The 26,686-nt window shown below is 62.6% G+C and carries 22 protein-coding genes; 8 read left to right on the top strand and 14 right to left on the bottom strand.

Going from position 1 to position 26,686, the window contains the following annotated elements; translation table 11 throughout:
• Positions 1 to 1,884: a hypothetical protein gene (locus ACFC0O_RS28930; protein ID WP_375963104.1), complete on the bottom strand. Its 1,884-nt coding sequence runs from the start codon at positions 1,882 to 1,884 to the stop codon at positions 1 to 3.
• 24 nt (positions 1,885 to 1,908) lie between these two features.
• Positions 1,909 to 3,438, bottom strand: a complete 1,530-nt coding sequence (locus ACFC0O_RS28925; RefSeq protein ID WP_375963101.1) for a YncE family protein — start codon at positions 3,436 to 3,438, stop codon at positions 1,909 to 1,911.
• 362 nt (positions 3,439 to 3,800) lie between these two features.
• Here ACFC0O_RS28925 and ACFC0O_RS28920 point away from each other — a divergent pair, with 362 nt between their 5' ends.
• Positions 3,801 to 4,409, top strand: a complete 609-nt coding sequence (locus ACFC0O_RS28920) for a DUF4126 domain-containing protein (RefSeq protein ID WP_375963098.1) — start codon at positions 3,801 to 3,803, stop codon at positions 4,407 to 4,409.
• 10 nt (positions 4,410 to 4,419) lie between these two features.
• Here the strand turns inward: ACFC0O_RS28920 and ACFC0O_RS28915 are convergent, their stop codons facing one another.
• From ACFC0O_RS28915 to ACFC0O_RS28880, 8 genes are all read right to left on the bottom strand, one after another.
• Positions 4,420 to 4,653: a hypothetical protein gene (locus ACFC0O_RS28915; RefSeq protein WP_375963096.1), complete on the bottom strand. Its 234-nt coding sequence runs from the start codon at positions 4,651 to 4,653 to the stop codon at positions 4,420 to 4,422.
• A gap of 38 nt (positions 4,654 to 4,691) precedes the next feature.
• Positions 4,692 to 5,123, bottom strand: coding sequence for a hypothetical protein (locus ACFC0O_RS28910; RefSeq protein WP_375963094.1), 432 nt, complete (start codon positions 5,121 to 5,123; stop codon positions 4,692 to 4,694).
• Positions 5,124 to 5,634: 511 nt separating this feature from the next.
• On the bottom strand, positions 5,635 to 5,976 hold the full coding sequence (locus ACFC0O_RS28905) for a toxin-antitoxin system YwqK family antitoxin (protein ID WP_375963092.1): 342 nt from the start codon (positions 5,974 to 5,976) through the stop codon (positions 5,635 to 5,637).
• Positions 5,977 to 5,981: 5 nt separating this feature from the next.
• Positions 5,982 to 6,911: a hypothetical protein gene (locus ACFC0O_RS28900; protein ID WP_375963089.1), complete on the bottom strand. Its 930-nt coding sequence runs from the start codon at positions 6,909 to 6,911 to the stop codon at positions 5,982 to 5,984.
• A gap of 36 nt (positions 6,912 to 6,947) precedes the next feature.
• On the bottom strand, positions 6,948 to 7,394 hold the full coding sequence (locus ACFC0O_RS28895; protein WP_375963920.1) for an SUKH-3 domain-containing protein: 447 nt from the start codon (positions 7,392 to 7,394) through the stop codon (positions 6,948 to 6,950).
• Positions 7,395 to 7,436: 42 nt separating this feature from the next.
• Entirely contained in the window at positions 7,437 to 8,222 is a 786-nt protein-coding gene (locus ACFC0O_RS28890) for a hypothetical protein (RefSeq protein WP_375963087.1), read from the bottom strand.
• Complete coding sequence (locus ACFC0O_RS28885) at positions 8,222 to 9,556, bottom strand: hypothetical protein (RefSeq protein ID WP_375963085.1); 1,335 nt, start codon at positions 9,554 to 9,556, stop codon at positions 8,222 to 8,224. The genes ACFC0O_RS28890 and ACFC0O_RS28885 overlap by 1 nt, the downstream gene beginning before the upstream one ends.
• Positions 9,549 to 17,096 carry an alpha/beta hydrolase gene (locus ACFC0O_RS28880; RefSeq protein WP_375963082.1) on the bottom strand — a complete coding sequence of 2,516 codons (7,548 nt, stop codon included), beginning with the start codon at positions 17,094 to 17,096 and terminating at the stop codon, positions 9,549 to 9,551. Before ACFC0O_RS28880 ends, ACFC0O_RS28885 begins: the two co-directional genes overlap by 8 nt.
• A 263-nt stretch (positions 17,097 to 17,359) precedes the next feature.
• Between ACFC0O_RS28880 and ACFC0O_RS28875 the strand changes: the two genes are divergently transcribed.
• From ACFC0O_RS28875 to ACFC0O_RS28855, 5 genes are all read left to right on the top strand, one after another.
• Positions 17,360 to 18,214: a hypothetical protein gene (locus ACFC0O_RS28875; RefSeq protein WP_375963080.1), complete on the top strand. Its 855-nt coding sequence runs from the start codon at positions 17,360 to 17,362 to the stop codon at positions 18,212 to 18,214.
• 112 nt (positions 18,215 to 18,326) lie between these two features.
• A complete protein-coding gene (locus ACFC0O_RS28870; protein WP_375963077.1) occupies positions 18,327 to 19,853 on the top strand; it encodes a hypothetical protein in 1,527 nt (508 codons plus the stop codon).
• A gap of 86 nt (positions 19,854 to 19,939) precedes the next feature.
• Positions 19,940 to 20,263, top strand: coding sequence for a hypothetical protein (locus ACFC0O_RS28865; protein ID WP_375963074.1), 324 nt, complete (start codon positions 19,940 to 19,942; stop codon positions 20,261 to 20,263).
• Positions 20,264 to 20,266: 3 nt separating this feature from the next.
• Positions 20,267 to 20,764, top strand: a complete 498-nt coding sequence (locus ACFC0O_RS28860) for a YbaB/EbfC family nucleoid-associated protein (RefSeq protein ID WP_375963072.1) — start codon at positions 20,267 to 20,269, stop codon at positions 20,762 to 20,764.
• A 23-nt stretch (positions 20,765 to 20,787) separates the two neighbouring features.
• Complete coding sequence (locus ACFC0O_RS28855; RefSeq protein ID WP_375963070.1) at positions 20,788 to 21,111, top strand: hypothetical protein; 324 nt, start codon at positions 20,788 to 20,790, stop codon at positions 21,109 to 21,111.
• A gap of 352 nt (positions 21,112 to 21,463) precedes the next feature.
• On the opposite strand, the gene ACFC0O_RS28850 is transcribed toward ACFC0O_RS28855, so the two are convergent.
• Both ACFC0O_RS28850 and ACFC0O_RS28845 read right to left on the bottom strand, forming a co-directional pair.
• Complete coding sequence (locus ACFC0O_RS28850; RefSeq protein ID WP_375963068.1) at positions 21,464 to 23,344, bottom strand: serine/threonine-protein kinase; 1,881 nt, start codon at positions 23,342 to 23,344, stop codon at positions 21,464 to 21,466.
• 73 nt (positions 23,345 to 23,417) lie between these two features.
• Entirely contained in the window at positions 23,418 to 23,816 is a 399-nt protein-coding gene (locus ACFC0O_RS28845) for a hypothetical protein (protein ID WP_375963066.1), read from the bottom strand.
• Between the two features lie 153 nt (positions 23,817 to 23,969).
• Between ACFC0O_RS28845 and ACFC0O_RS28840 the strand changes: the two genes are divergently transcribed.
• Both ACFC0O_RS28840 and ACFC0O_RS28835 read left to right on the top strand, forming a co-directional pair.
• Positions 23,970 to 24,341, top strand: coding sequence for a hypothetical protein (locus tag ACFC0O_RS28840; RefSeq protein WP_364640931.1), 372 nt, complete (start codon positions 23,970 to 23,972; stop codon positions 24,339 to 24,341).
• Between the two features lie 18 nt (positions 24,342 to 24,359).
• A complete protein-coding gene (locus tag ACFC0O_RS28835; RefSeq protein ID WP_375963064.1) occupies positions 24,360 to 25,109 on the top strand; it encodes a hypothetical protein in 750 nt (249 codons plus the stop codon).
• Here the strand turns inward: ACFC0O_RS28835 and ACFC0O_RS28830 are convergent.
• Positions 25,096 to 26,337, bottom strand: coding sequence for a hypothetical protein (locus tag ACFC0O_RS28830; RefSeq protein WP_375963062.1), 1,242 nt, complete (start codon positions 26,335 to 26,337; stop codon positions 25,096 to 25,098). The genes ACFC0O_RS28835 and ACFC0O_RS28830 overlap by 14 nt on opposite strands.
• A complete protein-coding gene (locus ACFC0O_RS28825; protein WP_375963059.1) occupies positions 26,334 to 26,651 on the bottom strand; it encodes a type VII secretion target in 318 nt (105 codons plus the stop codon). The genes ACFC0O_RS28830 and ACFC0O_RS28825 overlap by 4 nt, the downstream gene beginning before the upstream one ends.
• Positions 26,652 to 26,686: the final 35 nt, after the last annotated feature.

Genomic DNA, 26,686 nt, shown 5'->3' with positions numbered 1-26,686 from the left:
TTATTTCTCCGCTACGGGTGTGACCGCGATCGGAAGGTCACCCAGACCCTCCGCGAGGTTCTCACCGGATCTGAGGAATTCGGGCCGCTTGTGCTCCTTACCCGCGCCCTGGCTGCCTGCCTGAGCACCCGATCCCATTGGTGCACCGGATGATCCGGTCGTTCCCGTACCCGATGTAGAGGCGGCGCCTGTCGCCAAGCCTGCCCGCGTGGCGACCACGTTCTCGTCTTTGTCGGTGGAGGACACGGTCGAACGCGGAAAGAGTTTGCTCTGCGGGTTCTCCTTGGGGCTTACGGCGGTGGGGCCCCCGCCACCGCTCGGTGACTTCGGTGATCCGCCACCCGGCGAGTTCGGATCCGTCGGCGTTGTCTGCAGATTCGTCAATGCCGCAAGTTGCTGTTGCAACTGTGTTTTCAGCTGATCCGCTGTCGTATCGGTTGTCGTCGCGCTCTTCTGCAGGGACTGGATCAGGGACGAGCCGGTCGAGGCCAACGATTGAGCCAGTGATGAACCCTGCTGCGCCAGTGTCGAGAGCAGGGAGGTGATCTGCGATGTCGTATCCGTGGTTGTCGTCGTCGACGGGGTTTGGGTCTTGGGCTGCTCCGTGGTGGTCAATGTCTTGAGCTGGTCCTCGAACTCCTTCTTCAACTCCGACAGATCCTGAGTTCCGCTCGGATTGCCACCGCCACCGGTGGTGGTGACGGGCGAACCACCCGGTGAGCCGGTATTCGGCACACCACCCGGACCGGTATCGATTACCTTCTGCGGTTGATACGCCTTGTCGAGAGGGGATTGCAGAACAGGGATGTGACTGCTCGACTTCGCGACACCGACGCCGTACCATTCATCCCATTTTGCCGCATAGAGACGCGTGACCTGATTCAAGGTGTTCACACCGAACTTCTTGGCATAGGCTTCGGCGGTAATTTCCGGAAGATATGTCTGCAATTTCTCCAGATAGCCCACGGAGTACGCTAGGTTGGCACTGATTGCCTTCATAGAGTTGATCAGATCCGTGGTGCTGTTCTGAAAGCCTGTAATCGCATTCTTGGCCGCCAGTTCGGATACTCCAACCCAAGCGGAGCCGCCATTTCCATTGAATTGAATCGTGGTCTGGGTTTGAAATGTGGACAGCTCTTGCGCAAGCAGATTCGCTGCACCCAGCCAGACACGAGCGGTATCCGCAATAAGTGGGATTCGGCCGTTCATCTCGATATAGTCGGCGTGCAGGTTATCCCAGCTCAGTGACGACCCCGCCTCCGGACCCACCGGGCTCTCATCTTTCGCCCCGGTGAATAATGTATCGAGGTTCGACGTCTCCTTGAGCGAATTCAATTTGTCTTCATACTCTTGAGTCAGCTCGACAGTATAGTAATGACTACCTCCCTGACCGTTTTGCTTCTCGACGTAGATTCCTTCGCCGTCATCATCAATGCCACTGGAGTCTTCCGAGGTTTTCCAGCCCGGAAAAGTCACGGCTCCCTGGCTGAAGTTCCGCCCCCCGGTGAAGCTCGGATTCGACTGCAAAGTGCTTCGGATGCGATTGAATGCGGCCTCCGAGTTGGCCTCCGTCTGGGTGGCCAGTTTCCCTGCCGAGATGAATGTCTGCGCCAAATCTTCGAGTGTCCGCTTTTGGTCGACGATAACCTTGCCTCGCAGGTCGTGGGCCGCCTTTTCGAACTTGGAGGCGATGGCTCGACCGGAGCCGAAGATGCTGAAGTCCATGACTTTCGTAAGGGATTCCGTATTCCTGTCAATCTGCTCGACAACATAGATCATGCCGGCGCAGAGATTGGCGATGGATTCCGCTATGGCACGATCGAACTGGAAGGTTCCGGCCGCAGCGCTGTCCTTCAGACCGGTTAAAGCATTGGGTTCAGCCATTCATCCCACCCCTGTTGTTCTTCGTCATCGTCGAATCACCGAAACCTGGCCCGCGGCATAGGCATAGAGCGTATGCGTGCTCGGATCGACCGCGAGCGACTGCGGACTCGGAGCACTCAGAGTACCGGTGATCGCTTGGGAGACGGTATCGACGACCTTGATCCGACTATCGGTCATACTGGCCAGATACATGGCGTGGGTGCCGGAATCAATTGCCACGGCATGGATCTCCTGGCCGAGACCATCGATCGAACCGATGACTTTGCGCATGCTCGGGTCGATTACGGCGATCATCCCCTTGCGGTCCACGGCGAAAACCTTGTTGGAGCCCGGGTCGAACATCATGGTCCCGGCGTCGATCGACACCGGAATGGAGCCGGTTTGGATATTGGTCGCGAGGTCGATGACCTTGACAGTTCCGTCGCGACTGCTGACAAAGGCGGTCCGAAGGTCCGGTGCCACAGCGATACCCATCGAGTTGATACCGCTCGGCACGGTCGCACTGACCGATGCGGAACCGCGGGGAATCACCGAGACGGAGCTCTCCGCGGGATCGGACCTCGGATCGTTCACATCGAAGCTGCCCGACAGATTGTTCACCAATACGGTGTGGCTGATCGGATCCACCACTATGACTCGTGAATCCTGCTTGGTCGGAATACTGGCGGTGATGGAGTTGGTTACGGCGTCGATCACCGTCACGCGACCGTCACGGCTGCTGGTCCCCGATGAGCTCGTGACATACACCGTACGCGTACCCGGGTCCACCGCAATGAAATTCGGATTCGAGGTCAGGTTGATGGTCACCTTCACGGTATTGCTGCCGAGATCGATGACTGATACCGAACCCGGGTTGGAATCGCTCGCCGGGGAGTTGGCCACGTAGAGCAGCTTTGCGACGGGATCGATCGCGAGGTTGCCCGTCGGTTGAAGCTCGACCGGGATGGTGGTGTCCACGGCTCTCCGCGTCGAGGTTCCGGGAGTGTGGTCACCTCCCGTAGTCAGTCCGATCGTCGCGAAAACCGCCACGGCCGCACCGACGGCACACACCGCGATTATGGCCCTGCGCCGACGAGAGACAGGCGCTGGCTCGGCATCATCATTATCGGGATGCACATCGACTGCGGCACCGGATGCTCGCGGGGCAGGGCGAAAACCGGATCGGAGTGCCGCCAACGCCTCGTCCGGCACCAACTCCCTCGGCAGCGCGAACGCCTGCCCGGCCTTGGGCCGAATGACTACGGCGGTACCGATAACAACGACATCCGCGAGTTCGTCATAGTCGAGAGTCGCGTAACCGGTCGCGGGCGGCACATCCATCGACTCGTCGCGATATCGCGCCCATATCTGGATGCCTACAGCCGCATAGGAGGTAACCAGCGGATTCTGCCTCATCATGCGAATCGCGGTGATCAGCGCAGCCGTGATCGCAGCCGGAATCAGCAAGACGAGGTACACACCGAGGATTCCGAGAATCCCCTGTCCGGACTGACTTTCACCCGTGATCAGCTCGAAGACGCGGCGAGCCATGATGATCAGGGGCAGCACGGCCACAATCACCCAGGGTCGTGGGGTCCGCCATCGCGCCAACTCCAGCGCCCGGCTGAGCCGTAAGGCGGTACGCGAGTCAGCGGTGTACGAAACCTCCAGGGCAGTCTCGGGCCGTGCATGCCGACCGGGCCGATCCGGTGCATTCTGCGGTTCCGGTGCACTATGCCTTCCGGACGGCGCGCCCTGATCAAAGTGCTGCTCCACAAACCCCCCTTGCAATCCGGCAATCGCACCGACCCTAACCCGCACGCGCTGCCGGAACCAGCCGATCAGACGCGGCACCTACATCACACTCGGCATCCGGCTCGATCCGATGTGACCATCCAAATACAGCCGAATCCGTGCCCCGGCCTCACACTCGTGGCATGGAGATCACATCGGCTGTCAGCGCCGTCCTCGGCGCCTTCGGCCTCTCGGGCGCGGCCGGGCTCAACGCCTGGCTGCCCTTGCTCGCGGTCGGCATCGCGGACCGGTTCGGCTGGATCGATCTCGGCAGCTCATACGGCTGGCTGTCCTCGACTCCGGCACTGATCGCGATCGGATTGGTCTTCCTGCTCGACCTCATCGGAGACAAGATTCCCGCCCTGGATTCGGTGCTGCACAGCATCGGAACCCTCATCGCTCCGGCATCCGGCGCGATCCTCTTCACCGCCGAGACCAGCCTGTCCTCGAATATGCCGCCGGCGGTCGCCGCGGTTCTCGGGGCGATCACTGCGGGTAGTGTGCACGTCGGCCGATCGGTGGCGCGGCCGTTCGTGACGGGAACCACTGCGGGAGTGGGGAATCCGGTTGTATCGAGTGCCGAGGACGGAACGTCGCTGGCGCTCACGGTGTTAGCGCTGGCTGTTCCGATTGTGGCGTTCATCGTGGTACTGATCCTGCTGATTGTGTTGGGCTGGATCGCATTCCGCGCCGCGAGGTGGATGCGCAAGCGACGCGAGCGAAAGGAATCCGGACTGCGACAAGACCGGTGAGGTCAACCACTCACAGCCCGAACTCTTGCCGCAGCTCGATCGCCGCGGGAAGATAGTCCGCCAGCGAGCGCAGCCACTGGTTGAAAGAGAGCCCGCTATCCCGAACGGGCTCGTCGCCCAGGTAGATCCAGAAATTCGGATCCGGCACCGCAAGATTCTCCGCCTCGCTGCACCCACGCAAGGCATCCGTCACCACCAGGCCAAGTCCGACCAACTGCCCGATCAGTTCATCCATGAAGGTCATCGATGCGGCCGCCGTTCTATCACCTGATCATCGCGCACTCACCGAAGCATCTCGCTCAGCCATTGCGGCATGTGCGCGGGATCCCGCGGGAAGTATTCGAGGTCCAATGCGAACGCATCAGGGGTGAGTTGCGGGTTGAAGGCGGGCTCGCCCTCGTAGTCGAAATCCATTGTCCAAGTGGCGTTATGATCGATCACGCACCTGACGGTGAACCAGGTTCCTCTACCAGGCTGGTACATCACCGATCGCAGTTCTGCGCACTTCTCCATGATCAGGAGGGGAGCTGAGATCCGGGTCGCTGTGCCGTCGGAAGAGATCGACTCGAACATGTCACCATCGATCTGGATTGTCGCGCGGAACTCGTACCGGAGCTGATGCCAGTCGGGTGACGCAGCCGCTACGAGTGCGCGTGTGATGGCTTCTTGAATCTCAGCCTGCACAGCAAGGTCGGATGAATCCTGTTCCGTCATATTCACAAATCCTCTCCGGGTCATCCGACAGCATGCCACCGGTTCCCCGCCTCACATTCTTGCCAATCACTTTGGCGCGGAGCACCAACCGCATCCACTCCGTCGGCAGGATCGGAGGGATTTTCTGCGCTACTCCGAAGGCTCGGCCTGTTGATCTCTGGGTGGCCCTCTTAACAGTCATCCGGTAGTTCCGGAGGCTCGGACCGTCCCTCGAAGAGGTACTCATAGAGCTCGCCCAGAAACCGGCGGAGGTGCTCCTCATACTCGAACTCGACATAGGTCAGGTGGTACCACTCACTCGCACTAATGTTCTTGCACTGCAGTAAGTTTCGAAGACAGGAGCGAACTTACTCCGCGCTCTGCCCGCCGCGACCGCGGGACAGCTCCATTACCGTCGGGAAATCGGCGATCGTCTCGATATGTAGTGCGCCGCTGACGAAGTCACAGAACCGGTCTTCCACTATCAACCTCCGGCCAGAGTGATAACCGTTGGACACAGGTCCCCCAGCGCTCAACGAACAATTTCCGAGGTCAGCATGCCCTCGTTGTCCCACTTGCGAATGACCCGAGGCTCTCCCCTGTCGTCGTACTCGGTCTCCTCTGCGAGCAGACCGTTCGAGTACCAAACCCGGTAGGTTCCCCATGCGAAACCGTACCGAATCTCGCCTTCGGACCTTTTGGCAATGCCATCCGGGTACCACTCAGCCGACCACCCCTCCTCGATGCCGTTCCTGAACTCCGACTCAGCTATTCGGTTACCCAGAGCGTTTTCCTCGTAGGCGATTCCAGTGAACGGGACACCGTCGACATAGGCGGTGTCTTCATCGAAGTAGATGAGGTCGTCGATGTTCACTCGCATCATCTGCCCGACTCACTCAGCGGATTATTTAATTCTCTGGTCAGCCAATCAGGCAGGCCGCAGTCGAATCCGCCCGCGCGGCGCAGCTCCTCCGAGTACGCTTCCGGTGGCGGACCAGAAATCCAATCCGGCTCTTCATCGGCGAATGTTCGGAAATCCTCCTCACCAACATAAGAGATGTCAATCGCTGCCGTATACCACGTAACCGGCCTGCTCCGCGAGGCCGACCGCAGTTCGCTGAGGCGGTTGACGACTTCTATCGGAGGAGACCACGGACTCGTTCGACCTGTAACGTCCCGCACCACGGCACCTATCTCGAAATATCCGCCGAGTTCCGAGAAATGAATTTGCGCATGCACCCAACCATGCGGTAAGGCCAATTTCAATTGCATAATCGCTGAATTCGCATATTCGGAGATAGCAAAGATGTTTCCGGGCCGAATTTCCGGAGTTTCGACATCCGGATTCATCTTCGCCCGGAGCCAGCGGGGAGTGTTCTCTTTGAGCCTGGGATACAACTGCAGGTCTGCGACATACAGATCAGGCAATGCAGGCGGATCCCACATCGGGTCCACCGTATAGTTATATATCGCTTTGTATCGATCTGGTGGCTCCACCTGAATACGCATGGAAAACCACGAACCGATCCCGTCCTCGAAGCGGATATTTCGTAAATCGAGAAACGCCCGAACTATCTCCGGCGGCACTTCCCGGATCTGCTTCGAGCCACAGCTGCCCAAGGACACAAGTACGAAATCCCGACGGTCTGCGATTATTGCGACCTTCAAGTCGATACGGACCCAATCCTCATCAGCCTCCCGTAGCAGTCTCCCTACGACCCAATCCAAGATGAGGTTGGACTGAGCTTCCCGATCTCGTTGTGACTGGCGGGGATGCCCCAGTCTGTCATGGGGATGAACATAGGACACCGAGTTGACTCCTACTCCGGCGATCAGGAGGTGTAATCAGATGTAGAGTTCTTCGGCTTCTACGAGTTGGTTGCCGATCAGGAGAGCGGAAAATGCTTCCAGCTCATCGTTTCCGAGGAAGTAGAAGCCGGTATGGTGGCGGTAGAAGAATCGGCCAAGTTCGTCGATCACCCATAGGCCGTACTCATGTGTCTCGGCTCCAACCGGGAAGATGGCCCTACCCAAACCTGCGGCGCACTCGGCGAAATCCTCGACGTCGCCCTCATAGCCGACGGTGGGATCGATGATGAGCATCGCTTCCGAAGACTTCTTCAGCGGTAGCTCCAACTCACCGTAAGAGTGGATGAAGCGCCTGGCCGGATCGATCACCTGTAGCGTCGAGCCTTGGCGCGCAGCATCATTCACTCGAAACTCGATGAGATCGTCGGCTCGCTCACCGATATCCCGAGTCGGAAACCAGCCTCCCGATCCGAGCCGGCACAGCAGGCTTTCCTTCCTTCACGGCCGACTTTCGGCAACGGGTAATCAATCGCTATCGGCCAGGCGGCGGAGGTCTGCGAGACTCGCGGCCCGCTGCTCCGTGACCGTCTCGTCGACCACTCCGAAAAGCTCGGGGGCGTGGGCGGGCAACGAGCGGTTTCGGCGCATCGCATCGAGTGCCGGCAAGCCCATGCCGAACGTATCGATGAAGCGTGAGCGCCAGAGGCCTCCAGCGAGCATGCCTTCGGACCCGGTTGAAGTTCGCTGTACATAACCCGCGGCGTTGTCGGCTTCAGATGCCCAGATGTAACCCAGCACCACACCGTTCCGGGCCACAGGCAGATACGTGACGGGGCCGTTGGCGTCTTCGGGATAGGTCTTGGTCGGGGTCGAGAACAGCGGGCCCCAGCCCTTGGAACGATCCACCGGCGCACCGCTTGGATATTCTCCATCTTGCACCCAGGGCCCATCACCCAGTGGCGCATCAGGATTCAGCCGCAGCGCCAGATCCTGAATGGTTCGCGCCTCGCCCTGCTCGGCACCACTCGAGATTCCGCCGTATTGAGGATCCTCGGGCCTTCCGACCCAATGACGGATTGCTTCAACAGGTTTCAGGCCGAGCTGATACGACTCACCAAGCTTGTCGTACCAATAGATCGACGAGTCGACGTGATCGATGCCTGAATTCATGCGGGCGAAGTAGCCCGCCGCGGATCCCGACTCCGCACCCCACAGATAACCAACAAGCTTGTCTCCAAGCGTGATTGGCAGGTACGTAACGGGACGACGCGTCCACACCTCATATCGACCCTGCGATGCTTCTGTACTCATCACTGCTTCCACTCGCGCTCAATGGTGGTCACCGCGGTCGACCGGGTCTGCTCATCTACGTCAGGAACGTGATATCCGAGGCCTCTGATGTGTTCGATAAATGGAGCTTGAGGGGTGGCGTTATGCTCACGCATGTAATACGACACAGAAGCAGGCCAGATCCACGTACCGTCGGTATGGAACTCACGTGGAATCGAATTCGGTTGAGCGGGTTCGAGCATGTCCGGCTCGAAACCCTCGAGAGTCAGTACGACGGGTGCCTGTTCGAGGTAGGCAAGCACCTCGGCCCTCTCTCTGTCGGACAGCTTCGGGCGATCAATCCACATCGGATAGCCGTGTGGATACGCTGGGGCAAGGATCTTCCTGTCGTATACATCAACGATCCGAAGCACCGGACCGACCTGTGTAGCTTTCTGTTCGAGCCACGTCGGCACAGCATCGACCTCCCGAGGAAACAGCTCGAGCTCCTGCTGATAAGCCGCTCGAGGTGGCGAATGTTGTTCCCACCGAGGCTCTTCAGTCCAATTGAATTCCAGTGCAAGTCTGGCGATGTAGTCCAAGCGCAGATGAACGCCGAACCAGGTTCCCTGCCCTGGACGGTACATACCCTGGCGCAACCGGCTCAGCATGTGGAGCAGCTCAGCTGCTGGCGTCCAATCAAGTCTTTGCGAAAACACATCGAGAACGCTGTAGCCGATATCTACGAAGCGTCCTACCGTGTTGAAGCTGATATCGAACATCACGTAGCCGGGTGGCAGGTCCTCGATCAGCAAGGCGGTGATCTCATCTGCGAGTTCGCTCTGATCCTCGGCTGTCATCGAGCCGACGTGGACCACCCCGCCCTGTTCCCATTTTCCTGGATCGGCCTGTTCCAGCCGCTCGCGTTGCCACAGTGGGATATGAAAGGGATCTCGGGGAAACTGTTCGAAGTCCCGCAGGTACGCCTCCGGCGGGAGGGGCGGATGCCATTCGGGATCATGGTGGAAGTTGTATGCGACCGCATAGCTTTCGGGGGAGTTCAAACACAGTCGCATCGAAAACCATGTACCTCGACCCGGCCGGTACATCACCCGGCGAAGCTCGGGCAACGCACCATCAATTCGACTCAATGCATCCGGGTCGATGGCCGACGATTCGGGCACATAGGTGCTTCCGTCATCCATGATGATCGCTAGACGCAACTGGTAGCCCAGAACTGTCACCGCAGCCCTCAACTCCACTCGCCGCCAGCCACTTTCAGGCGCGATGTCGAGCAAGGACGATCCGATCCTGCTCTCCAACGTCTGCCTGCGTTCGAGATCAAGTCCTGCTCCGGACCCCTGCGATTCAGACATTCCAGAAACTCCTGATCCATATCTCGGGGCTACCGCCTGCTGGGCGTTCCGTCCAAACCTGCCACATCACCGGCGGAGTACCCAGGCGGGGCTGGTTACCGGTGATGAGGTTGATGGGCCCGATGTCAGTTCCCGAATCGTGCCGCGCGACACGACCATTTTCCATGTCGTACCACGATTGAGGCTTCTCTTCGGGCGACAGATTTCGGCCACTGTTCTGAGAGTCGAGCTGTGGAACCTGGTGCGAGTCTTCCCCACCGAGCTTTTCAGCGTTTCGCATTCCGTGTCCACCAGCCCACACCTCCTCCGGGAATTCACCACGCCCAACGTTGCCAACGGCCGTCTGGCCAGCGGTATCCCGGCGGAGCTTATTGTGGGGATGCGCATACTCGGGCTCATGACTTATCGCGTGAGGCCCAACGTAAGGCCTAGTACGATCCGGGTTGCTTTTCGTCGGAGCATGTACATTAACAGGCTCCCTGGTATTGATAACAGTGGGCCCATTCTCGACATTGATTTGCGCACTACGCGGAGGGCTGATGAGATCTCTATTGAACGGTTTGAAGGTGTCTACCGCGACCACCTTCCCCGAGTCATTCGTATAGAAGATGCCATATGGCTCCAGCCCCGTCTCCTCATCTCGCAGGACCTCGACCACATATTTTTGATTTGGCTCGAGCTTTCTATTTACGAACGGATCAGTGGTACTCGGACGTCGAGTAAGATTCGACTCGTCTAGATGAGCTCTTAGATTGACATCGCTTCGCGCGTTCCTGAAGTCTTGCTGAGTCGCATTCGGTTCCTCCAGAACCACCCGAGTCTCGTGAACAGTAGCCGGTGGCCGGAAGCCCGGAGAATCGGTGTGCGGAGTATTGACATCGAAGTCGGGACTCAGCCGATATTGGATGCTCGTCTTGACATTCTTTCCAAGTTCAGGATGGCCTCGATACTGGCGACCCGACTCGACGCCCAAGTGCGTTACCTTGCCAGAGTCATTCGTATGGAAGGTACCTACGTAATTTCCGCTGGTGTCATACACCTTGATCTCAGCGTTGTGTGGCAATCCCTTTTGATTAGCGAATCCTTCGCCCGGTTTCGGCACCTTAGGAAGTTGCACGTCGCTCGTACTTCGAGTATGACCGCCTTCCGGATCCCCAATCTGAAAGAATGGCCGGTCCTTAGGAGGATCAAAAACAGCCGCACGTGGGGGATTTCCCAGATGATCCGTATGAAAAGTAATCGCACCTTGGTCAGTATGTACCCGGTACGTCGTATTGGGCAGTGCGTATCTGACATCTGGGTTATGGCTGTCATGGGCGTTCGGCGTCTCAGCCTCGATATGAGTGATGCGGCCGTGTTCATTAGTCCAGAAAGTGCCCCTACCCGCGACGTCGTATCGGGTGTTGGGCTCCAAGTCTGTGCGAGCACTGAACGGGATATCAGGTGGCGCAGTTTCCGGGACGCTCACCCGATCCGGAGGATCGAATCGCACTGCGAATGGGGAGTCTGGGTGCAGCTCAGGCTTCGTCTGGGGTGTGGCCTCGCTGTCGTCGTCACCACGGAACCTTGCCCCATCCGGATCGAGGTGGTGTTTGTCCTCTGCCCGAGTCCCCGGGGCGAAACCGTCCTCGGCGGCCTTCGATTTGGTGCCATCGGGATGATGTGTTTCCCATGCGCCATCTGGTGGGATGCGTGGACGGCGGGTGCCGTCCGGGTGTAGCTCAGCGGTGCTGGTGTACAGGCGGCCGTGCGAGTCGGACCAGGCTGGTTTGGTGGGTGCCATGACATCTACGCCCAAGTGGTGGGCTAGTCGGGCTGCGAAACCGTTGGCGGCGGCGTCGCAGCCGACTAGTCGGATAGGTGTCTTACCGTCCCAGCTGGTCCCACGTAGTAGGTTTGCGAACTCTTCGGGGGTGTAGGTGCGGTCGCCGATGCGGGCGTGGCCGTCTTCGGTTATGTGGACATCGGCGGTGAAGTGGTTGGGGTCCTTGGCTATTCGGGAGGCTAGGTCTGCGACGACGGGGTCGTCGGGGTGGAAGGATGCTCCGGCTTCGGTTTCCTGGACCGGGGACGGATGCGGTTCGTTGGCGGGATGGGCGTTGCCTGGATCCGAGTGCGCCGGATTCTCTTGCGGGTGAGAAGTATTCGGGTGCTGAGGGTTCTCGGATGCGGAGTGCGCGGACGCGGGTCCCTGATGGTCGGGTGTTCTCGGCTCCGGTACGGCAGTGAGGAGGTCATTGCCGTACTTGCCGAGGTAATCCCTGAACATCGGATCGTGCTCGGTGAGCAAGCGCCAAGGCGTGACCGCCGTCGTCTTGTCCATGAATCCGGTTTTGTCGAGAACCTCGACGAAATCATCACGGAGGTGCGGTAGTTCGTGATGACGATCGGGATCCCGCAGTGCGCTGGAGATCTCGGTTGCCAGCGACTTCAATTCGTCGAATCGCCCCTGCAGATGCGGGGTAAGGGTCGCCGGGCGGTCGTCCGGCGCTATGGGGTGCGCGGGTTTCGGCTCCGCCTGAGCTGGAATGTCGTTCAGGTTGCTCGGCTTGTCGACCGGGTCCGGTTCCGGCTTCGTGTGTGGCGGAAGGTCTAGAGAATCGAGAGGTACGGCCGGTTCGGCGCTATGCGGGGTTGGTTCGACCTCGTGTGGAGTCGACGCATGCGGAGACGGATCTTCTTGGCGTGAAACATGATTCGTGGCCGACCGGGGGTCGTGCACATAGTCGGCGCCCACCACCGTGCCCCTGATCAAATAGCGGGCACCCTCGTATTTGGACCCGGACGGGTTCTCGATGACATCGGTGATCAGGTATCGGGTGCCGCGAGGCATCAAGAATTCGTGTTCGGAACCACCGATCCACAAGCCCTTGGAACCCGCGGGCACATCGAGTTCGATTCGGATGCTGCTCCCCTTGAAGCCACCCGGCGGCTTCTCGCCCAGACTGGTCGAAAGATAGCCACGCTCGGTCTGGAGCGTGCCTTTCAGCTCCAGGACACTCCGCTCGCCGAGCATCGTCCCGTGATTATCGATGGTCAGGTGCCTGACACCGCTGGTGCCGATGCCACGCTGGATCTCGAATCCCTGTGGTGTTGCGTTATCCGTCAACCGGTCCAGAGTCTGTACATGCTGGTTGAGAATCTCGCCGGTCGGCGCGGTGTCGAGAATGCCTTCGATGACCATATGGTCCTGGGCGTTCGACCACAATTCGCTCAAACGCTGCTGAGGATGCGGGTCGCGGAGCACGTTATCGAGGGAAGCCCGCAATGGCGGGTCGAGATTCGGGTACCGGTCGTAGGATTTGAGCAGCTCGAGGCTCGGCTCGAACGACTTCCCTTCGTTCAAGCGGGACAGCTGGTGCTGAATCGCACGGTCTGCCACGAGCTGTGTGAATCTCGCACCCGGGTCGGGATCGCGCAACAATTCATTGATCCACGCATGCCGTACGTAGCGACTCACCTCCTGGCGCTCAGCTTCGGACAGGGAGTCCATATGGGACCCCATCGTCTCGTCGCCGAACTTCAGTCCGGCGTCATCGGTGTCGAATCGACGGATCGAATCATGCTGGACAGCAGGAGTTTCCGTCTGATGTCGCGGTGTCGAGTGCGGCTGCTCATGTCCTGGCTGTTGCCCATGAGGCTCCGGCTGGCCGATACGGACCTCCGGATGCGCTCCGGGGTGTACCGGAGTGGCGGACTCGATGGGACGCACGGGACTTCCGTGCGCGTCGTAGAGAACCGCGTAGGTGGCGCGAACATTGGTGCTGCTGGCGGGGAAGGGGTGGGGGCCACCTGGAATGGCGGAGTCATGGACTACCAGGCGGCCACCATCGTTGGTGACCGTGTAGGCGTGGGCGCCGATGCCGTTTGTGTCTGTGGGGCCGTGGAATTCGGAGACGACGATGGCGGTTGCGCCTTCGCCGAGGCGGGTGAGGTGATCGGCCAGGACGCCCGGGGTTTCCATGCGTTGCATGCGGCCGCCCGCGGCCGTTTCGAGGTCGTGCGCCGTCATGCCGCGTTCGGCGATTTCCGGATCGTGTGGGATGCGGATGTTTTCGTTGCCGGTGAGTTCTTGGGCGTGGCGGAGCGCTTGAGGGCCGCAGTCGTTTACCGGCTGGTGGTCTGCGGGGAGGGTGGGGTGCTCTGGAACGGGGTCGGGGTGGCGGAATTCGTCTACGAGGTGTTCATAGCCGAAGGGGGCGCCCTCGTGCGAGTCGAAGATGGGTGGGCGCAGGTGGGCTGGGTCGCTGGGGAGGGAGCCTATGTTGCGTTGCCAGGCGTTGAGGCTCTCGTGGTCGGGGCGGGCGAATTCGGGGATGATGTTGGCTTTGTCGCCCGCGGCGATCTTGGCGAAGTTGTAGAGGGACTCGCTCGGGATCGAGTGGGACTCGTCATGGAACTTGTAGTAGCCGGTGTGGGTGCCGATATTGCTGAAAGTTTGTACGCCGCCGGGGAATTGAGCGATCACTCGGCGCGCGCCGAAGGCCTCGACCGAGGGGTCCATGCCCAGGCCCATACTGAGACCTGGTGCGGCTCGGGCGATTTCGCCGGGGGTGCTGGAGCCGATCCAGGTGACGGGGTCGCGGGAAGAGCTGGCTACGAAGACGTTCTCAGCGCCTATGCCGAATTCGGAGGCGTGCACGACCGGGCCCGCGCCCGGGGAACCCAGGAGCGTGATGGTGCTGACTTCGCCGGTGAGGCGGCCGCCCGAACCGGCGTAGCTCGTTGTGGTGGAGCCGTAGCTGTGGCCGAACAGGTGCACGTCGGGGGGCGGTGAACCGCCGGGGAGACCGGCATTGATCTTTCGAGTCTGGTTGAACGCGGCTACATCTCGCGCGAGTAACTGACCACCGCGTTGGGCCAGAGCGGGATTCGTCATCTCCCGGCCGATGCGCGAACCACTCGGGGCGTCGTAACCGATCCAGGCGATCGAGGCGACCATGCTCGGGTCGTGCACGTTGTCCGAGGTCGCCCAGAAGTGATTGAACGCGTTGTTCAGGTTCACTTCGAGGCTGCGGACGGTCGTGGTGATGCCGGGGATATGGAAGGAGACGGTCGACGCGTGATCTACGTCGCCGATCGCTACGACCGCGCGTCCCTCGCCATTGAAAGCCGTTGAGTCATAAGACAGTACGTGCACCGGCGGGCGGTAGCCGGGCGGATCGCTCGGATCGGTGCGATCGCGGTTCGCGAAAGTGTCCGCGAGTGTTTCCGCGTGCTCGAGGTTGTGGATAGTGCTCTGCAGGTTCTGGAACTGCTGGCGACCCTCGGGATCGGAAAAGCGGCTCGTCCACTTGTCCACACGTGGATTGCGGTCCCGGAGTTCGGCGAGATCGCGGGCGATCGAGAGGCGGTTGGCCTGATCGCGAACGTGCGGGGGCACGCCGTCGGCATTACCGATCTCGTGCGGGTGCAGGCGGGTCATCGCCGACTGCTGGTCAGGCGTCAGCTCCTGCCACCAGTCGTGGTTTTCCCGGGCCTTCTGGTGAGCACCGGCCTGATCGACGTTGTCGGCGTGCAGGAGTTGCCGGGGCTCGGCGTCATGACCGAGCTTGGCCAGAGCATCAGCCGCGTGCTGGTGCTCGGCGGCGGTGATCGGATGATCAACCGGCAGTACAGGTCTCGGCGCGTGATCGCCGGAACTAGACGGCTCTGGATGCGATGGCTGCGGGTCGTGGCTCGGCTGCGGGTTGTGATCCGGCTGGCCGTCACGTGCGGGCTGCCCGGTGCGATCCTGTTGGCCATCGCGAGCGGGTTGACCATCACGATCGGCGTGCCCATCGCGATCCGTATGGCCGTCCCGGTCCGCGTGACCGTCGCGCCCCGGATGACTGTCCCGGTCGCCGTGACCGTCCCGCGTTGTGTCGTTGTCCCGCTGCGGGTTTCGGTCCCCGTGGGCAGCGTCGTCGTTGTAGGCGCGGGCGGAATCGTGCGGTTGCTGATGCTCCTGAAGGCCGCCGATCTGACCCTTCGGCCGATCCGAGGCCGGGACGCTCGTGCGGTCGTTCGAGGTGGCGTCCAAACGCTCGGCGCGCGAAGCCGCTTCCACACCAGTGGCTTTCGCCTGCGCGTGCGGCGCCTGCGCCGGAGTCTCGCGGCCTGGCGCGGCACCGGCGACTCGGTCCGCGGGGGGCGTGGTCGTGGCCGGACTCTCGGTGCGAGGCACCTGCGGACGGCTCTCCGGCGGTGTCTTGGGTTCACCCGAAGGGTGTGCGGCACCGGCGGATTGAGCGCCGCCGTCGATCTTGGGCGCCACCGCGGGCTGTGCGGCGGGTGCCGGATGCGCCGGCGCGGGAGCCACGCTCTGGCCGTTGGCCAATGGGGCACCCGCAATATCGTTGCGCCCGGCAGGTACCGCCGCCTGCGGCTCACCTGCGAGCCCCGCGGCAGGGGCGGCCGCGGGTGCGACGGGTGCCGCCTCAATTCCGATGCTGGTGGAGTCCCCCGCGCGCGGTGCACCCGAGGTCGGCGCCGCACCCTCCGCGGTGGCGGAAGGCGTGGACGGTACGTGCTCGGCAGCGGCGGGCTTCGGCGCTGCCACATCGCTCTTGGCAAGGGCGCCCGGGGCGGCCCCGCTCGGCACGTGCGCCGTCGGCTTCATGGCTCGAATCGCGCCCGGCGCGGCACCACCCCACATGCCCGCGGTGATCATCCGCGGATCGAGTTCCCAATGCTTGGTGATCAATCCCGCTGTGGCCCAACCGGCCAGACCGGCCGAACCACCGGCCGCCACCATGGTGGCTCCGGTCGTCACCACCCGCTTGGTGATGTTCGAGGGCATGCCGAACATATTGTGCAGACGGCCACCGACCCCGGCGGCGACGAGTCCACCGGCGGCTCCGGCGGCCGCCATGACGCCGACCTGATCCCAGTCGAACTTCTCGCGTCGCCCGTTGTAGCGCTGCCACAACTGAATCGCGGCATCCGGAGCCGCTCCCATACCCGCGCCGAGCGAGGCGGACAGCAATGCGGTCCTGCCCGCACTGATCGCCAACTCCTTGAGCGCTCCCTTGAGCGCGGCAATCTCGGCGGCCTTGAGACCCTCGGCGAACAGCTTGCTCAACAGCTTCTTCGCGATGATCCGCGCGGCCACCCGGCCCGCGGCGATGACCGCAGCCTCGGCTGCGGGCGCGGCGAGCAAACTGGCCCCGGCGATCAGCATGTCCGCCGCGATGATCAGCAACATGGCGTGGAACATCAGCTTGGTGTATTCGAACTCGGTGCCGGTGTTCTCCGCCATCGAGGCAATGCTCTCGAACCATTTCACGAAGCTGTCGATCGATCCGGCGCCGTCCTTGCTCAAATCGCCGTACTTGAGCGAGTTGAGCTGCACCAGCATCGCGTCGCCGCCATCACCCTCCGGATAGGCGATGCGCACCGCCGATATCGCTGCGTCGATATCGGCTTTGACGTTCTCGAGATTTGTGGCGGCGGCTTTCCAGTCGTCTGCCAGGTCCCACATGCGGTCTTCATTGCCCTCGGGCCATTGCATGCCGACGAGCCAGCCGTAATAGTCGGCGCCGGGCGGACGCCAGATCATCGCTGCCTGCCCGCACCGGGAATCGCGCACCCAGCAGCGGCTTTCGCCCCCCGAACTGCCACTCCCGCCCCCGGATTCGACCGACTGTCAGCTATTGCGCTGCCGGGCGGCGGTTTTCACCGACGCGGGGCAGTGATCTCGCGCCACGCTGCCATAGAACCGGGCGATCAGCAACTGGGCCGGTGCGGTCCGCTATCGGCCAGCAGCCCTGTGGCTCGGGTATGTTCGGCCGGAACAGGCCGAATCCGGGATGGGGGAACGCCATGCGGTCGCTGTGGTTCATTCCGCACGGCATTACGTTCATCGGGCCGGATCGGCGCACACCCTATTGGGGTGGATTCTCGTCAACGTTGAATCCGATCACCGGGCGGCAGGCGGCGGCTGTTTCGGCGCGCGGGCAGCGGCGGGCGCGGGAGGCGGTATCGCTACTCGAAGGGGCCGGATTCGTTTCGAAGCTCGACGGTTCGGAAAGCTGGCGGCGGACCGATTTCGTCGGTGAGGGATTCAACCGTTTCGACAAGGGGTTCAACGGGCGGACGCATTGGATTACCGCGCGGTTCGATGGTCCGCCGGTCGAATTCGATGAGCTGGTGCGGCTGTTCGCGGCAATGCCGGATGCCGTGGTTCGCGATACCCACGATCGCACGACCGCACGTGGGCGCACTCTGGTCGTGCGGCTGGCGGCGCGATGGGGACACAGCGGTGTCATCACGCTCCTACAGAAGACAAGCGAACAGCGAATAACCGCCGGACTGGAAATCGTCTCCGGGCCGTACTTCTATCGCTGGGCGAAGCGCGATCCCGGCTGGCGGATCGTGGTGCGCGGGCGAGACTCGAATCTCGCGGAGAACACCGCGCGTGAAGTCCGCCGTCTCGGATACAAGAGTCGCGAGTGGCCGGTGCACGTCGCGCTCACCGGTGGCATCGCACGATCCGAAGCGCTTACGCGCGTGCGACTTTACCTCCGGGGAGCGGGCGTCGATTTGCGTCGCGCGCGGCTGCGGGCTCATCGCGCCGACAACGGCTGGCAGATCGCCATCACCGGTGATTCCGCTCTACACGCCCTCGCAAGGCTGGATATCGACGCCGCTGGACGCATAGGACTTCCCGGCGAGTGAATCTCCCGCTACCGCAATAGCCGGACCTGAAACACCGCCCACGAATGTGTAGGGTCGCAGGCGTATCCGAACGGGCGGCCGCTGACGCCCGGTCGAGGAGGGGAGCGATATCGTGAACAATCCGCAGGCCGGGAGCCCGGACGACTTCATGAAGACATTCATGGACGGTTTCACGCAGGCCGGCGGCGACGTCGGCATGACGATCGTCTCTCATCCCGGTCAGCCGAGCGGTCCCGATGAGAAGCAGATCACCGAGCGGGCGCGCGAACTCACTCACGAGATCGCACGGGCGCTCGCGGCCGACGGACCCGAGGGCTGGGAGCGGATCGACGCGGTGTTCGCGTGGACGGTCGCCACACAAGCCTGGAATGTGATCTATTCGGCGCAGGGGCGCGGGGTGCGGGCCGAACCTCCGCAGGCGACATTGCTTTTGGTGCAGGAGCAGCGGGAGGTCGCCGCGCAGCTGTCCGAGGGGCCGTGGTGGCGGATGCGGATCGTGCTCACCGATAAGGGTGAGATCCAGACCGATTACGACTACGGCGATGAGCCGTTTCCCGATGATCAGTTGTTTCCGCCGGAGGCCTATCAGGCCGATCTCGCGGAGTATCCGCGGCGGCGGTTGCCGGTGTGGCTGGCGGCGTATGTCGGTCATGAAGGGCGGCAGGCGCGGCCGCCGCGGGTGGCGGCGGAGCAGTCACGGCTCGATCGGGGGAAAGGGGTTCGCGGGGAAGTCTCCACAACGGATTTCCCTGTGCTGCCGCTGCTTTGGGCGCGATGGACCGCGATTGCGGCGACCTATGCCGCGCTCGAGGTGACACAGGGGCCGCGCATTCTGCCGTCGCTGGCGTGGTTCGAGACGACCAAGCGCAGTGGCAGCACGCTGTATGTGCTGCCGGGTGATCGGGCGGTCATCTCCGGCGGGGTCTGGAATTCGCCGGAGCTCGACGCCGCGTACAACGGCGAGGCTCCGATGCCGGAACTGTATGCGGGAGCGCCGGATTGGGTGACCGATGCGGTGTTGAACCCGCGTACGGCGTCCGGGCTGTTGTCGTTCTGCTACTGGTGGGAGAACGGACGGTGGTATCGCGGTGAGTCGCCGAGTGGGCCGGGATTGGCTCTGGCCTGCCCCGGGGTCTGGACCTCCGATGTCACCGCCGAGATCATTACCGGGGCGCTCGCGCAGGCGACCGGTGCGCCGCTGAGTGATCAGGACAGGAGTGCGGTGGCAACGCTGGTCGCCGCCGCCGAAGCCGGGGTTGTCACGTTCGAAACCATCACCGCCGCAATCGATCCCGCGCGATTCGATGTGGATGCGGCGCTCAATCAGTTCACGCTCGCGGGTTTGCGCACCTTCGTGACCGCTCCCCCGCTGTCGCGGGTCGACGCTATCGAGCAGGTGCGGGCGCACATTGTGGACAAAGGCTCGGACACCACCGGATATCCGCTCGATCAGCTGACTGCGGATCGCATCGAATCGGGCTGGATGGTTTATGTGCCGACCCAGCCGGGCGAGATCATGCTGGGGCGGGCGATCTACTACATCGCCGATGACGGTGTCATCGAGGCGTCATCGTCATCGGTTCCGCCCGCCGTGTACATCGCGGGATTCACCCAGCGCTATCGAGCTCGCAGCGTCTGAGCGCGAAAACACATGGTTCGCATTGCCGCCGATGCTGATCAGCGGTTATCGTCGGCGGCAATACTGATTGGGGAGGAGTCGGTTTCATGACCGGAAAAGTAGAGGTCAACGCGGAATTGCTGCGGCAGGCGTCCGCCAAGACCTTGGATGTGACCGATAAGGTCCGCGATGTGTTCGCCAATCTGTCCGCGGCGGCCGACGGCCTGGGCCAGCCCTGGGGCAGCGATACCTACGGTACGAAGTTCGCCAATGGTGAGGCGAACAACGGTTACACCGCCGCGCGCGACAACCTCAAAGAACTCACTACCGACTACACCAAACAGGCCGAGGATCAGGCGAACGCGCAGAACGATTCGTCGAAGCTGCACGACAATACCGATACGAACAGCGCCAACGCCTTCAAGAAGTAGCTCATGGCGAACGAATTCCTGAAGGGCGAACTCGCCTCGATGATGGACGAGTTCCAGAAGCAGATGACGGTGCTCGCCGACGTCCAGCAGCGGCGAGCCCGCCTCACCGCCTCCGGAACCGCTTCCCAGAAGCGAATCACGGTGACGCTCAACGCCGATGGCGTCGTCATCGAAGCGCGATTCACCGACACCGACGACCTCACCCACGAGGAACTCGCCAAGGCTGTCACCGAAGCCGCCCAGGAAGCCGCCGCCGAGCTGTCCCGCAAAACAGCCGACCTGATGAACCCCATCCAGCAACAACGCGGCCGCATGCCGAAAATGTCCGACCTAATCGAGGACTTCCCCAACCTCGACACCCACCTCCCCGAACTGATCCCCGCCTCCCTCGCACCCCCGAACTCCCCCGAACGCCAACAACACGACCCAGGCATGGTCTTCACCGACGTCGAAGATCTCGACGACCTCCGCCCCAGCCGAATCAGCGCCGACGACTGGTGACTCGGTACCGGACCCGGGACCAAGTGGAGCAATTGCTGGCCCATATCTTCCAGGCGATCAGGGCCGGGCAACTGGTGCAGGGTCGCCAGGTTTATCCGCTCCGCTGGAGTGTGACGGTGCAGCGGATCCGGGAAGATCAGACCGGGATCGAGTACCACGTGCTGACCCGGTCACTGCTCGAAACCTCGCACCCGACAACTGAACTCCAGCTGGTGATAGACAAGAAGACTCTGCGCTCCCGAACGAACGAGCACGGTATCCCCGAGCCAGCAGCCCTCGCGAAATCCTGGGCATACGCGAATCGCCAGAACCAGACCTGGCCGGAACTGGGGACCTTCGAGTATTAGCCGAGACGGATCCACCAATGCTACGGATCTTGTTGGCGCGCTCCGTCTTCCTTCAGCTTCCGAATGTGAAGGTCACTGTCCCATGAGACATCTTCGTGATCCGGCGGATCGCCCTTCCAAGCAAAAACCACTCGATCCAATCCTCACTCGGCAATTCGCTGAGCCCAGACGAGCGCATCGTCGGACCTATCGCTCGTCACGAAGATGGTGAAGGGCGAAGTCGTCCCATACTCACCCTTGTAAACCGCACGGTAGTAAAGCATCTCGTACTCCTACTCGCTTCGGCGTTGGTTTGAACAAAGGCGAGGATGTCCGGCACCGGCACTCCTTTGGTTCGTGGGTGAGGATGATCCTAGACAGCAGACCTCGCGGGCGATCCGTCCCTTCCAGCCAATGTGATGAGGGCTGCCAGGGCCAGCACGGTCGTGAGCACCAGTGCGAAGAAACCGGAAGTGAGGCTTTCGAAGTAGCTGCCGAAATACAGGTTCTGCGAAAGAGCTTCGACATCGAGTGTGACGGCGACGCTCAGGGACAATGCGGCAGTCGATATTGCGAAGGAGCGGGCCCGAGCTCGTTTTCGCGTGCCAGCCAGCAGCGCCAGCGCTGCCGCCATATCCAGGATTGCCGCTGCTATCAGCGCCACGCTGGGCAACTGGAACTCACCGACCACAAATACTCCGTGACGGGTGGGAAGTCCCATGTAGTCCATCGTGTTTATCTTCATACTAGAGGCAACGAAAGCTGTCACGGCGACCGACAACAGCAGAACACCCGCTACGCCACTGGACGCGGACCTTGCCGCCGCGGTATCAGAAATTTTTGAGGCGGCTGCTCCGCAGGTGAGTACCGCAATCAACGAGACGATGGCTGCCGCGATCAACAGCCAGAATCCGGCACCCGGCGAACCCCCGACCTGACTGTCGTCCGGCTTCAAGATCACGACTGTTTCGACTACCGCGGTGAGGCTTCCGCCGAAGGCCAAGCCTGCGGCCAACGCCGTGAACCACCGCGTCGCGCGGCCGGGCAATTCGGCACGAATCAGCGAGAGTATCCCCGCGGCACCGGTGAGCAGTACGCAGGCGGCGAGGACGACACCCAGCAGATTGAGGTTGGCACCATCGCCGAAGCGCGGTCCATCACCACCGAATCGCCATGCCTCCCATAGGTCGCCGCTCTCTGCTCTGGTCGCGAGAGCCGTGAAGGAGCCAATGGCCAGGAGTGCCGCGATAAGCAGTAGCTGGCCTCCCAGCGCACGATTGATACCGGCGGCAACTCCGGGCGGATCAACGATCGATCCGCGGTCACCCCCGTGTGGCAGCTGCCCGAATGGGGCCGCCGGGATGTTGTGCTGCGCAATGACGGTCGGAGCCGATCGGGAGGACAGAGCCGGTGATCGGCCGCTCTGGGTGTTCCATACAGCAGCCGCGAATTCGGTGCAGCTGGCGAAGCGATCCTCTCGGCGCTTGGCTGTCGCCCGGGCGATCACGTCATCCAGCTGTGGCGGCACATCATTTCGAAGTTGGCTCAGCCGAGGGAGCGGTTGGCCGAGGTGCGCGGCGACAACTTGGCCGGGATTCGTGGATGCGAAAGGCGGCCGGCCCGCCAGGAGAGCGAAAAGCGTGCATCCGAGCGAATACTGATCGGCGCGGTGGTCTACCTGCTCGCCGGACAGCTGTTCCGGGGATGCATAGGCCAGAGTTGCCGTGAACATTCCGGTTGAGGTGAGTTGGGTGTTGGAGTCCAGGAGCCGGGCGATTCCGAAGTCGGTGAGGATGGCGCGTTCTTCGCGGCCGGTGTCGGCTGCCGAGAGAAGGATGTTGGCGGGCTTCACATCTCGGTGCAGTACGCCGCGGCTGTGTGCGAAATCCAGTGCCGAGGCGGTCTCGGTGATGATCCGGAGGGCACGTTGAACTGATACCTGGCGAGGATCGAGGCGCGAGGCGTCGACGCCCTGGACGTATTGCATGGCGATCCAGAGGTGGCCGTCGTGGACGCCGCGGTCGTGGATGCCGACGATATTCGGATGGTCCAGGCGGGCAATGGCATTCGCTTCCTGTTCGAAGCGTTTGCGTAGTTCGGGGTCGGTGGAGACCTCTTGGCCCAGCAGTTTGAGGGCGACTTGGCGGGGCAGGCGGGGGTGGTGGGCGAGGTAGACGCTGCCCATTCCCCCTTGGCCGAGCATCCCGTCGAGTGTGTATTCCGCGAACGATTGGCCCGCACTCAGCTGAACCACGGTTCCCCCTAGCTGATCTATCCGGTGCTCGGACAGCCTAGATCAGGGTGGTGACCGTCCGCCGGGTGGGGAATTACTCCGGGAGGGGGAAGGCGGGGGTGGTGGCGCTGTAGAGGACCGTGGGGGTGTGGTCGGGGATGCGGAGTTCCAGGGTGCAGCCGGATCGGTAGGCGGTGATCAGGGTGCGGTTTACTTCGCGGGATTCGGAGACTTCCCAGCCGGAGTTCGCCAGGAGAGATGCGGCGTGGCGGACCGTGTCGGCGGCGGTGACGGAGTCGGGGCGTTTGCCGCGGAAGGTTGTCGCGTAGTGGTGGGCGGACGGGTGTTCATCGTCGACGGGGGTGGGCTCGTCCAGGAAGAGCAGGGTGCGGTCCGCGTCGGGGGTCAGTTCGGTGATCAGGGCGAGAAGTTGGGTGCGCAGCGCGTTTCCGAGTCGGTCCAGTTCGGCCCGTGCACCTGGTACTTCGCCCATGCGAACTCCTCTCCGGGCGGACACTATCACTCGGTGCGGGCGCGACCGGCACCCCTCGCGGCGGCGGGCAGGACTCGCCATTGGTGGATATCGCGGGCCGAGACCGATAAACAACGCAGCGGTCCGGCGCGCGACTGGCATAGGCTGCGATTCATGTTCGAGCACTCCTTGCGCATGGCCCGGGTCTACGACGGCCGGGACGCCGACGGACGGCCGGTGGCGGACCGTGCACCGGTGATTCCGTGGTTCACCGAGCGGGTGCTCGAATATCTCGAATCCGCGCCGGTGGTGCTGGCGGCACGCAGTTTCGATGTGGACGAATTCGCGCCCGGGCAGCGCGATGTGCCGTTGAATTTCCGGACCGACGGGGTGTGGGTGTGGTCGGGCTCGGTGCCGCATTATCTGCGCAAGCACGGGCTGCCGCCGGAGATGGATTTGGTTACCCACATTCTGGCGCGTGACTGCCGCGTTGCCGAGGTGGATGAGGCGGCCAAGGACGCCGCCGTCCGGCTCATCACCGGCTGAGTCGAAAGGTGCCGGCGGATGAGTGATTTCGATCTGGTGAGGCGACGCGAACTGCTCGACGAGGGCTTTCCGCTCGAGGTGTACTACCGCCAGACCCCGTACTCACCGGAGACCAGGGCCGCCTTCAACCGAATATCCGATCTGCACCAGGAGTACCGGCAACTGCTGCCGGAGACGGTCATCGCGCGCTGTCCGATGACCGATCGCATCGTGCGCTGGCCATTGGACACCGGCGGTCTGGACGGCTGGTACTGGGAGTACAACAATCCGGTGCAACGGCGGCCGATCGGCCTGCCCGCGACCTGGATCGCCTTGAAAGGCGCTGTGCGCGTTGCCGAGCCCGCCGCGATCGCGCCTTTCGATTGCCGCCCCGGTCCCGGCGCGCCCTTCGTATCGGCGCATCTGCTGGCACCACCGGAGACCCGGGCCGTACTCGCGCAGATTCCGATCGGCACCGATATCAGCTGGGCGATAACCTATTTCGCGCCGAAGCGCCCGAAAGATATCTCACTCGAGGATATCTGGGGGCAATGCCGCAATCCGATCTTCGATCCGACCAGCCTGGATCGCGAATACGCCGACCAGATGCCCAGCCGAAGCGCGGATTTCGAGCTGCTCCCCTGGCTCGACGCGGGCAAGCTGCTGTGGATCGCACCGGGCGACCACACAGCCACGCTGCGTACGGGCGCGGCGGACTGCCCCTACCTCGATCTCGATGTCGACCGACGGGCGCAATACATCTACAACGGCGAGATCACCCGTTACTGACGTTCAGGTTCGTCGTAGGCACCCGCGGACTGGCAGCACCGACCGCACCCACCACCGGCACCCCGGTATTGCCGAGGTCGCCGACCACATCGTCGCCGTGTTCACCGGTGACAAGCTGCGAGCGAATCTCCGCATCGCCTTCGCCGTCCTCCGACCGCGGAGCCAGGCCCGCACCAGCCATCGGCGGCATCATGCTAGGTCCGGGAGTCGCGGCCGCACGGGAATTCGCCGCCGGTTGCGTTGCGGCAGCGGCATTTCCGGGAGGCGCGGAAGCCGAACGGGTACCGCTGTACTCGCTCAGCTGCGTAGGAGTGCTCAGCCCAAGAGCGCCGAGCGGCATGCCACCGGGTGCGAAACCGCCGCTCTTGCTCGGATCGAGAGCATCCGCCACCGGCGTGATCTGTTCGGCCGTCTCGGTGGCGGTCAGCGTCTGCGCGATCGACTGCACCTGCTGCACACCGGTATTCGCCGCACTCGCCAGCGGCGAGAGCAACCCGAGCAGCTGGGTCACCTGCGAGAGCGAATCCACGCCGCTCGGGGCATTGGTGACCTTCACCTTCTGCCCGGCCGCGGTCATATTCGCGCTGTGCACGGCCAGCTCGCCCTTGGTCTTGGCGACCACGGCGGTGGCTTCGGCCGCGGTCTCCCCCGCCATGGACAGCAGGAAGGCCTGTCCGGGCGGCGTCACCAGGAATGGCGCCGAAGCGACAACGGCGGCAAGGAATTTGGCGATGATCGCGGACATCGATGCCGCACCGGTCGCCACGGTGCCCGCCGCACCGCCGAGTACCATTTTCTGCTGCCCGTTCTGGGTCTCGAGCTGCACCGCGTCCGCTTGTGCCGCAGTGCCTTTCGCGAGCGCGCTGGTAGCCCCGGAGCCCTGCCAATCACCGGAGGAGGCCATCGACATGAGCGAGGTCGCCATGGTCATGATCTGTTGCAGCGCACTGGAAACGCTCGACAGCACCTGTGTGGGATCCACGCTCGCACCGCCGAGCTTGCCGGTCCCGAAGGATTGCGCGAGATCGGTGAGCGGGCGCGCGAGGGTGGACAGGTCGAGCACCGGTAGCACCGGCATACCCGGCAGCGGCGGCATGGCGGTCAATTGCGGCAGCGCCGACAGGCCGAGATCACGCAGGACGTCATTGACCGGGCGGTCCAGCAGCGCACCGATATCGGTGCCGCGCAGGATATCCGCCACCGTGGGATCCGGCTGCGGCGCGCTCATGACTCCAGCGACAGCGACAGGAAGTCGACGCTGGACCGCTCCTCGACCGCGTCGTAGGCCGCGGCGGCCTCGTGCGCGGTGACCGCGGTACCGGCGTGCACGGCGGCGAGATCCGCGGTGGCGGCGAAGTGATTACCTTGCGCGCCCGCGAAACTCAGCAGGAATTCCTGGCCGATCAAACCGAAGACCGGGACGACCGCCGCCACGGTGGCGGCCTGATCGGCGGCGGCGACGCCGGCGATCGTGGATGCCATGGCTGCGGAGACGTCACCGTAGTGCCGGATCGTGTCAGAGTTGGCTGCGAGATTGCTCATGAGACCCCCATCAGGAAGATCAACTCGAAATGAAC

This window comes from Nocardia sp. NPDC056100 (genome assembly GCF_042266325.1).
Lineage (GTDB): Bacteria > Actinomycetota > Actinomycetes > Mycobacteriales > Mycobacteriaceae > Nocardia.
Note: the sequence above shows the minus strand (reverse complement) of the source record. Positions and strands in the feature narration are given on the sequence as shown.

Excerpts from the sequence above, each read along its gene's own strand:
- ACFC0O_RS28880 (WP_375963082.1), bottom strand. The coding sequence starts at position 17,096 with ATGATCTGGCGTCCGCCCGGCGCCGACTATTACGGCTGGCTCGTCGGC.
- ACFC0O_RS28860 (WP_375963072.1), top strand. The coding sequence starts at position 20,267 with ATGGCGAACGAATTCCTGAAGGGCGAACTCGCCTCGATGATGGACGAG.
- ACFC0O_RS28915 (WP_375963096.1), bottom strand. The coding sequence starts at position 4,653 with ATGACCTTCATGGATGAACTGATCGGGCAGTTGGTCGGACTTGGCCTG.
- ACFC0O_RS28885 (WP_375963085.1), bottom strand. The coding sequence starts at position 9,556 with ATGTCTGAATCGCAGGGGTCCGGAGCAGGACTTGATCTCGAACGCAGG.
- ACFC0O_RS28845 (WP_375963066.1), bottom strand. The coding sequence starts at position 23,816 with ATGGGCGAAGTACCAGGTGCACGGGCCGAACTGGACCGACTCGGAAAC.
- ACFC0O_RS28890 (WP_375963087.1), bottom strand. The coding sequence starts at position 8,222 with ATGAGTACAGAAGCATCGCAGGGTCGATATGAGGTGTGGACGCGTCGT.
- ACFC0O_RS28910 (WP_375963094.1), bottom strand. The coding sequence starts at position 5,123 with ATGACGGAACAGGATTCATCCGACCTTGCTGTGCAGGCTGAGATTCAA.
- ACFC0O_RS28825 (WP_375963059.1), bottom strand. The coding sequence starts at position 26,651 with ATGAGCAATCTCGCAGCCAACTCTGACACGATCCGGCACTACGGTGAC.
- ACFC0O_RS28830 (WP_375963062.1), bottom strand. The coding sequence starts at position 26,337 with ATGAGCGCGCCGCAGCCGGATCCCACGGTGGCGGATATCCTGCGCGGC.
- ACFC0O_RS28865 (WP_375963074.1), top strand. The coding sequence starts at position 19,940 with ATGACCGGAAAAGTAGAGGTCAACGCGGAATTGCTGCGGCAGGCGTCC.
- ACFC0O_RS28835 (WP_375963064.1), top strand. The coding sequence starts at position 24,360 with ATGAGTGATTTCGATCTGGTGAGGCGACGCGAACTGCTCGACGAGGGC.
- ACFC0O_RS28840 (WP_364640931.1), top strand. The coding sequence starts at position 23,970 with ATGTTCGAGCACTCCTTGCGCATGGCCCGGGTCTACGACGGCCGGGAC.
- ACFC0O_RS28920 (WP_375963098.1), top strand. The coding sequence starts at position 3,801 with ATGGAGATCACATCGGCTGTCAGCGCCGTCCTCGGCGCCTTCGGCCTC.
- ACFC0O_RS28930 (WP_375963104.1), bottom strand. The coding sequence starts at position 1,884 with ATGGCTGAACCCAATGCTTTAACCGGTCTGAAGGACAGCGCTGCGGCC.
- ACFC0O_RS28875 (WP_375963080.1), top strand. The coding sequence starts at position 17,360 with ATGCGGTCGCTGTGGTTCATTCCGCACGGCATTACGTTCATCGGGCCG.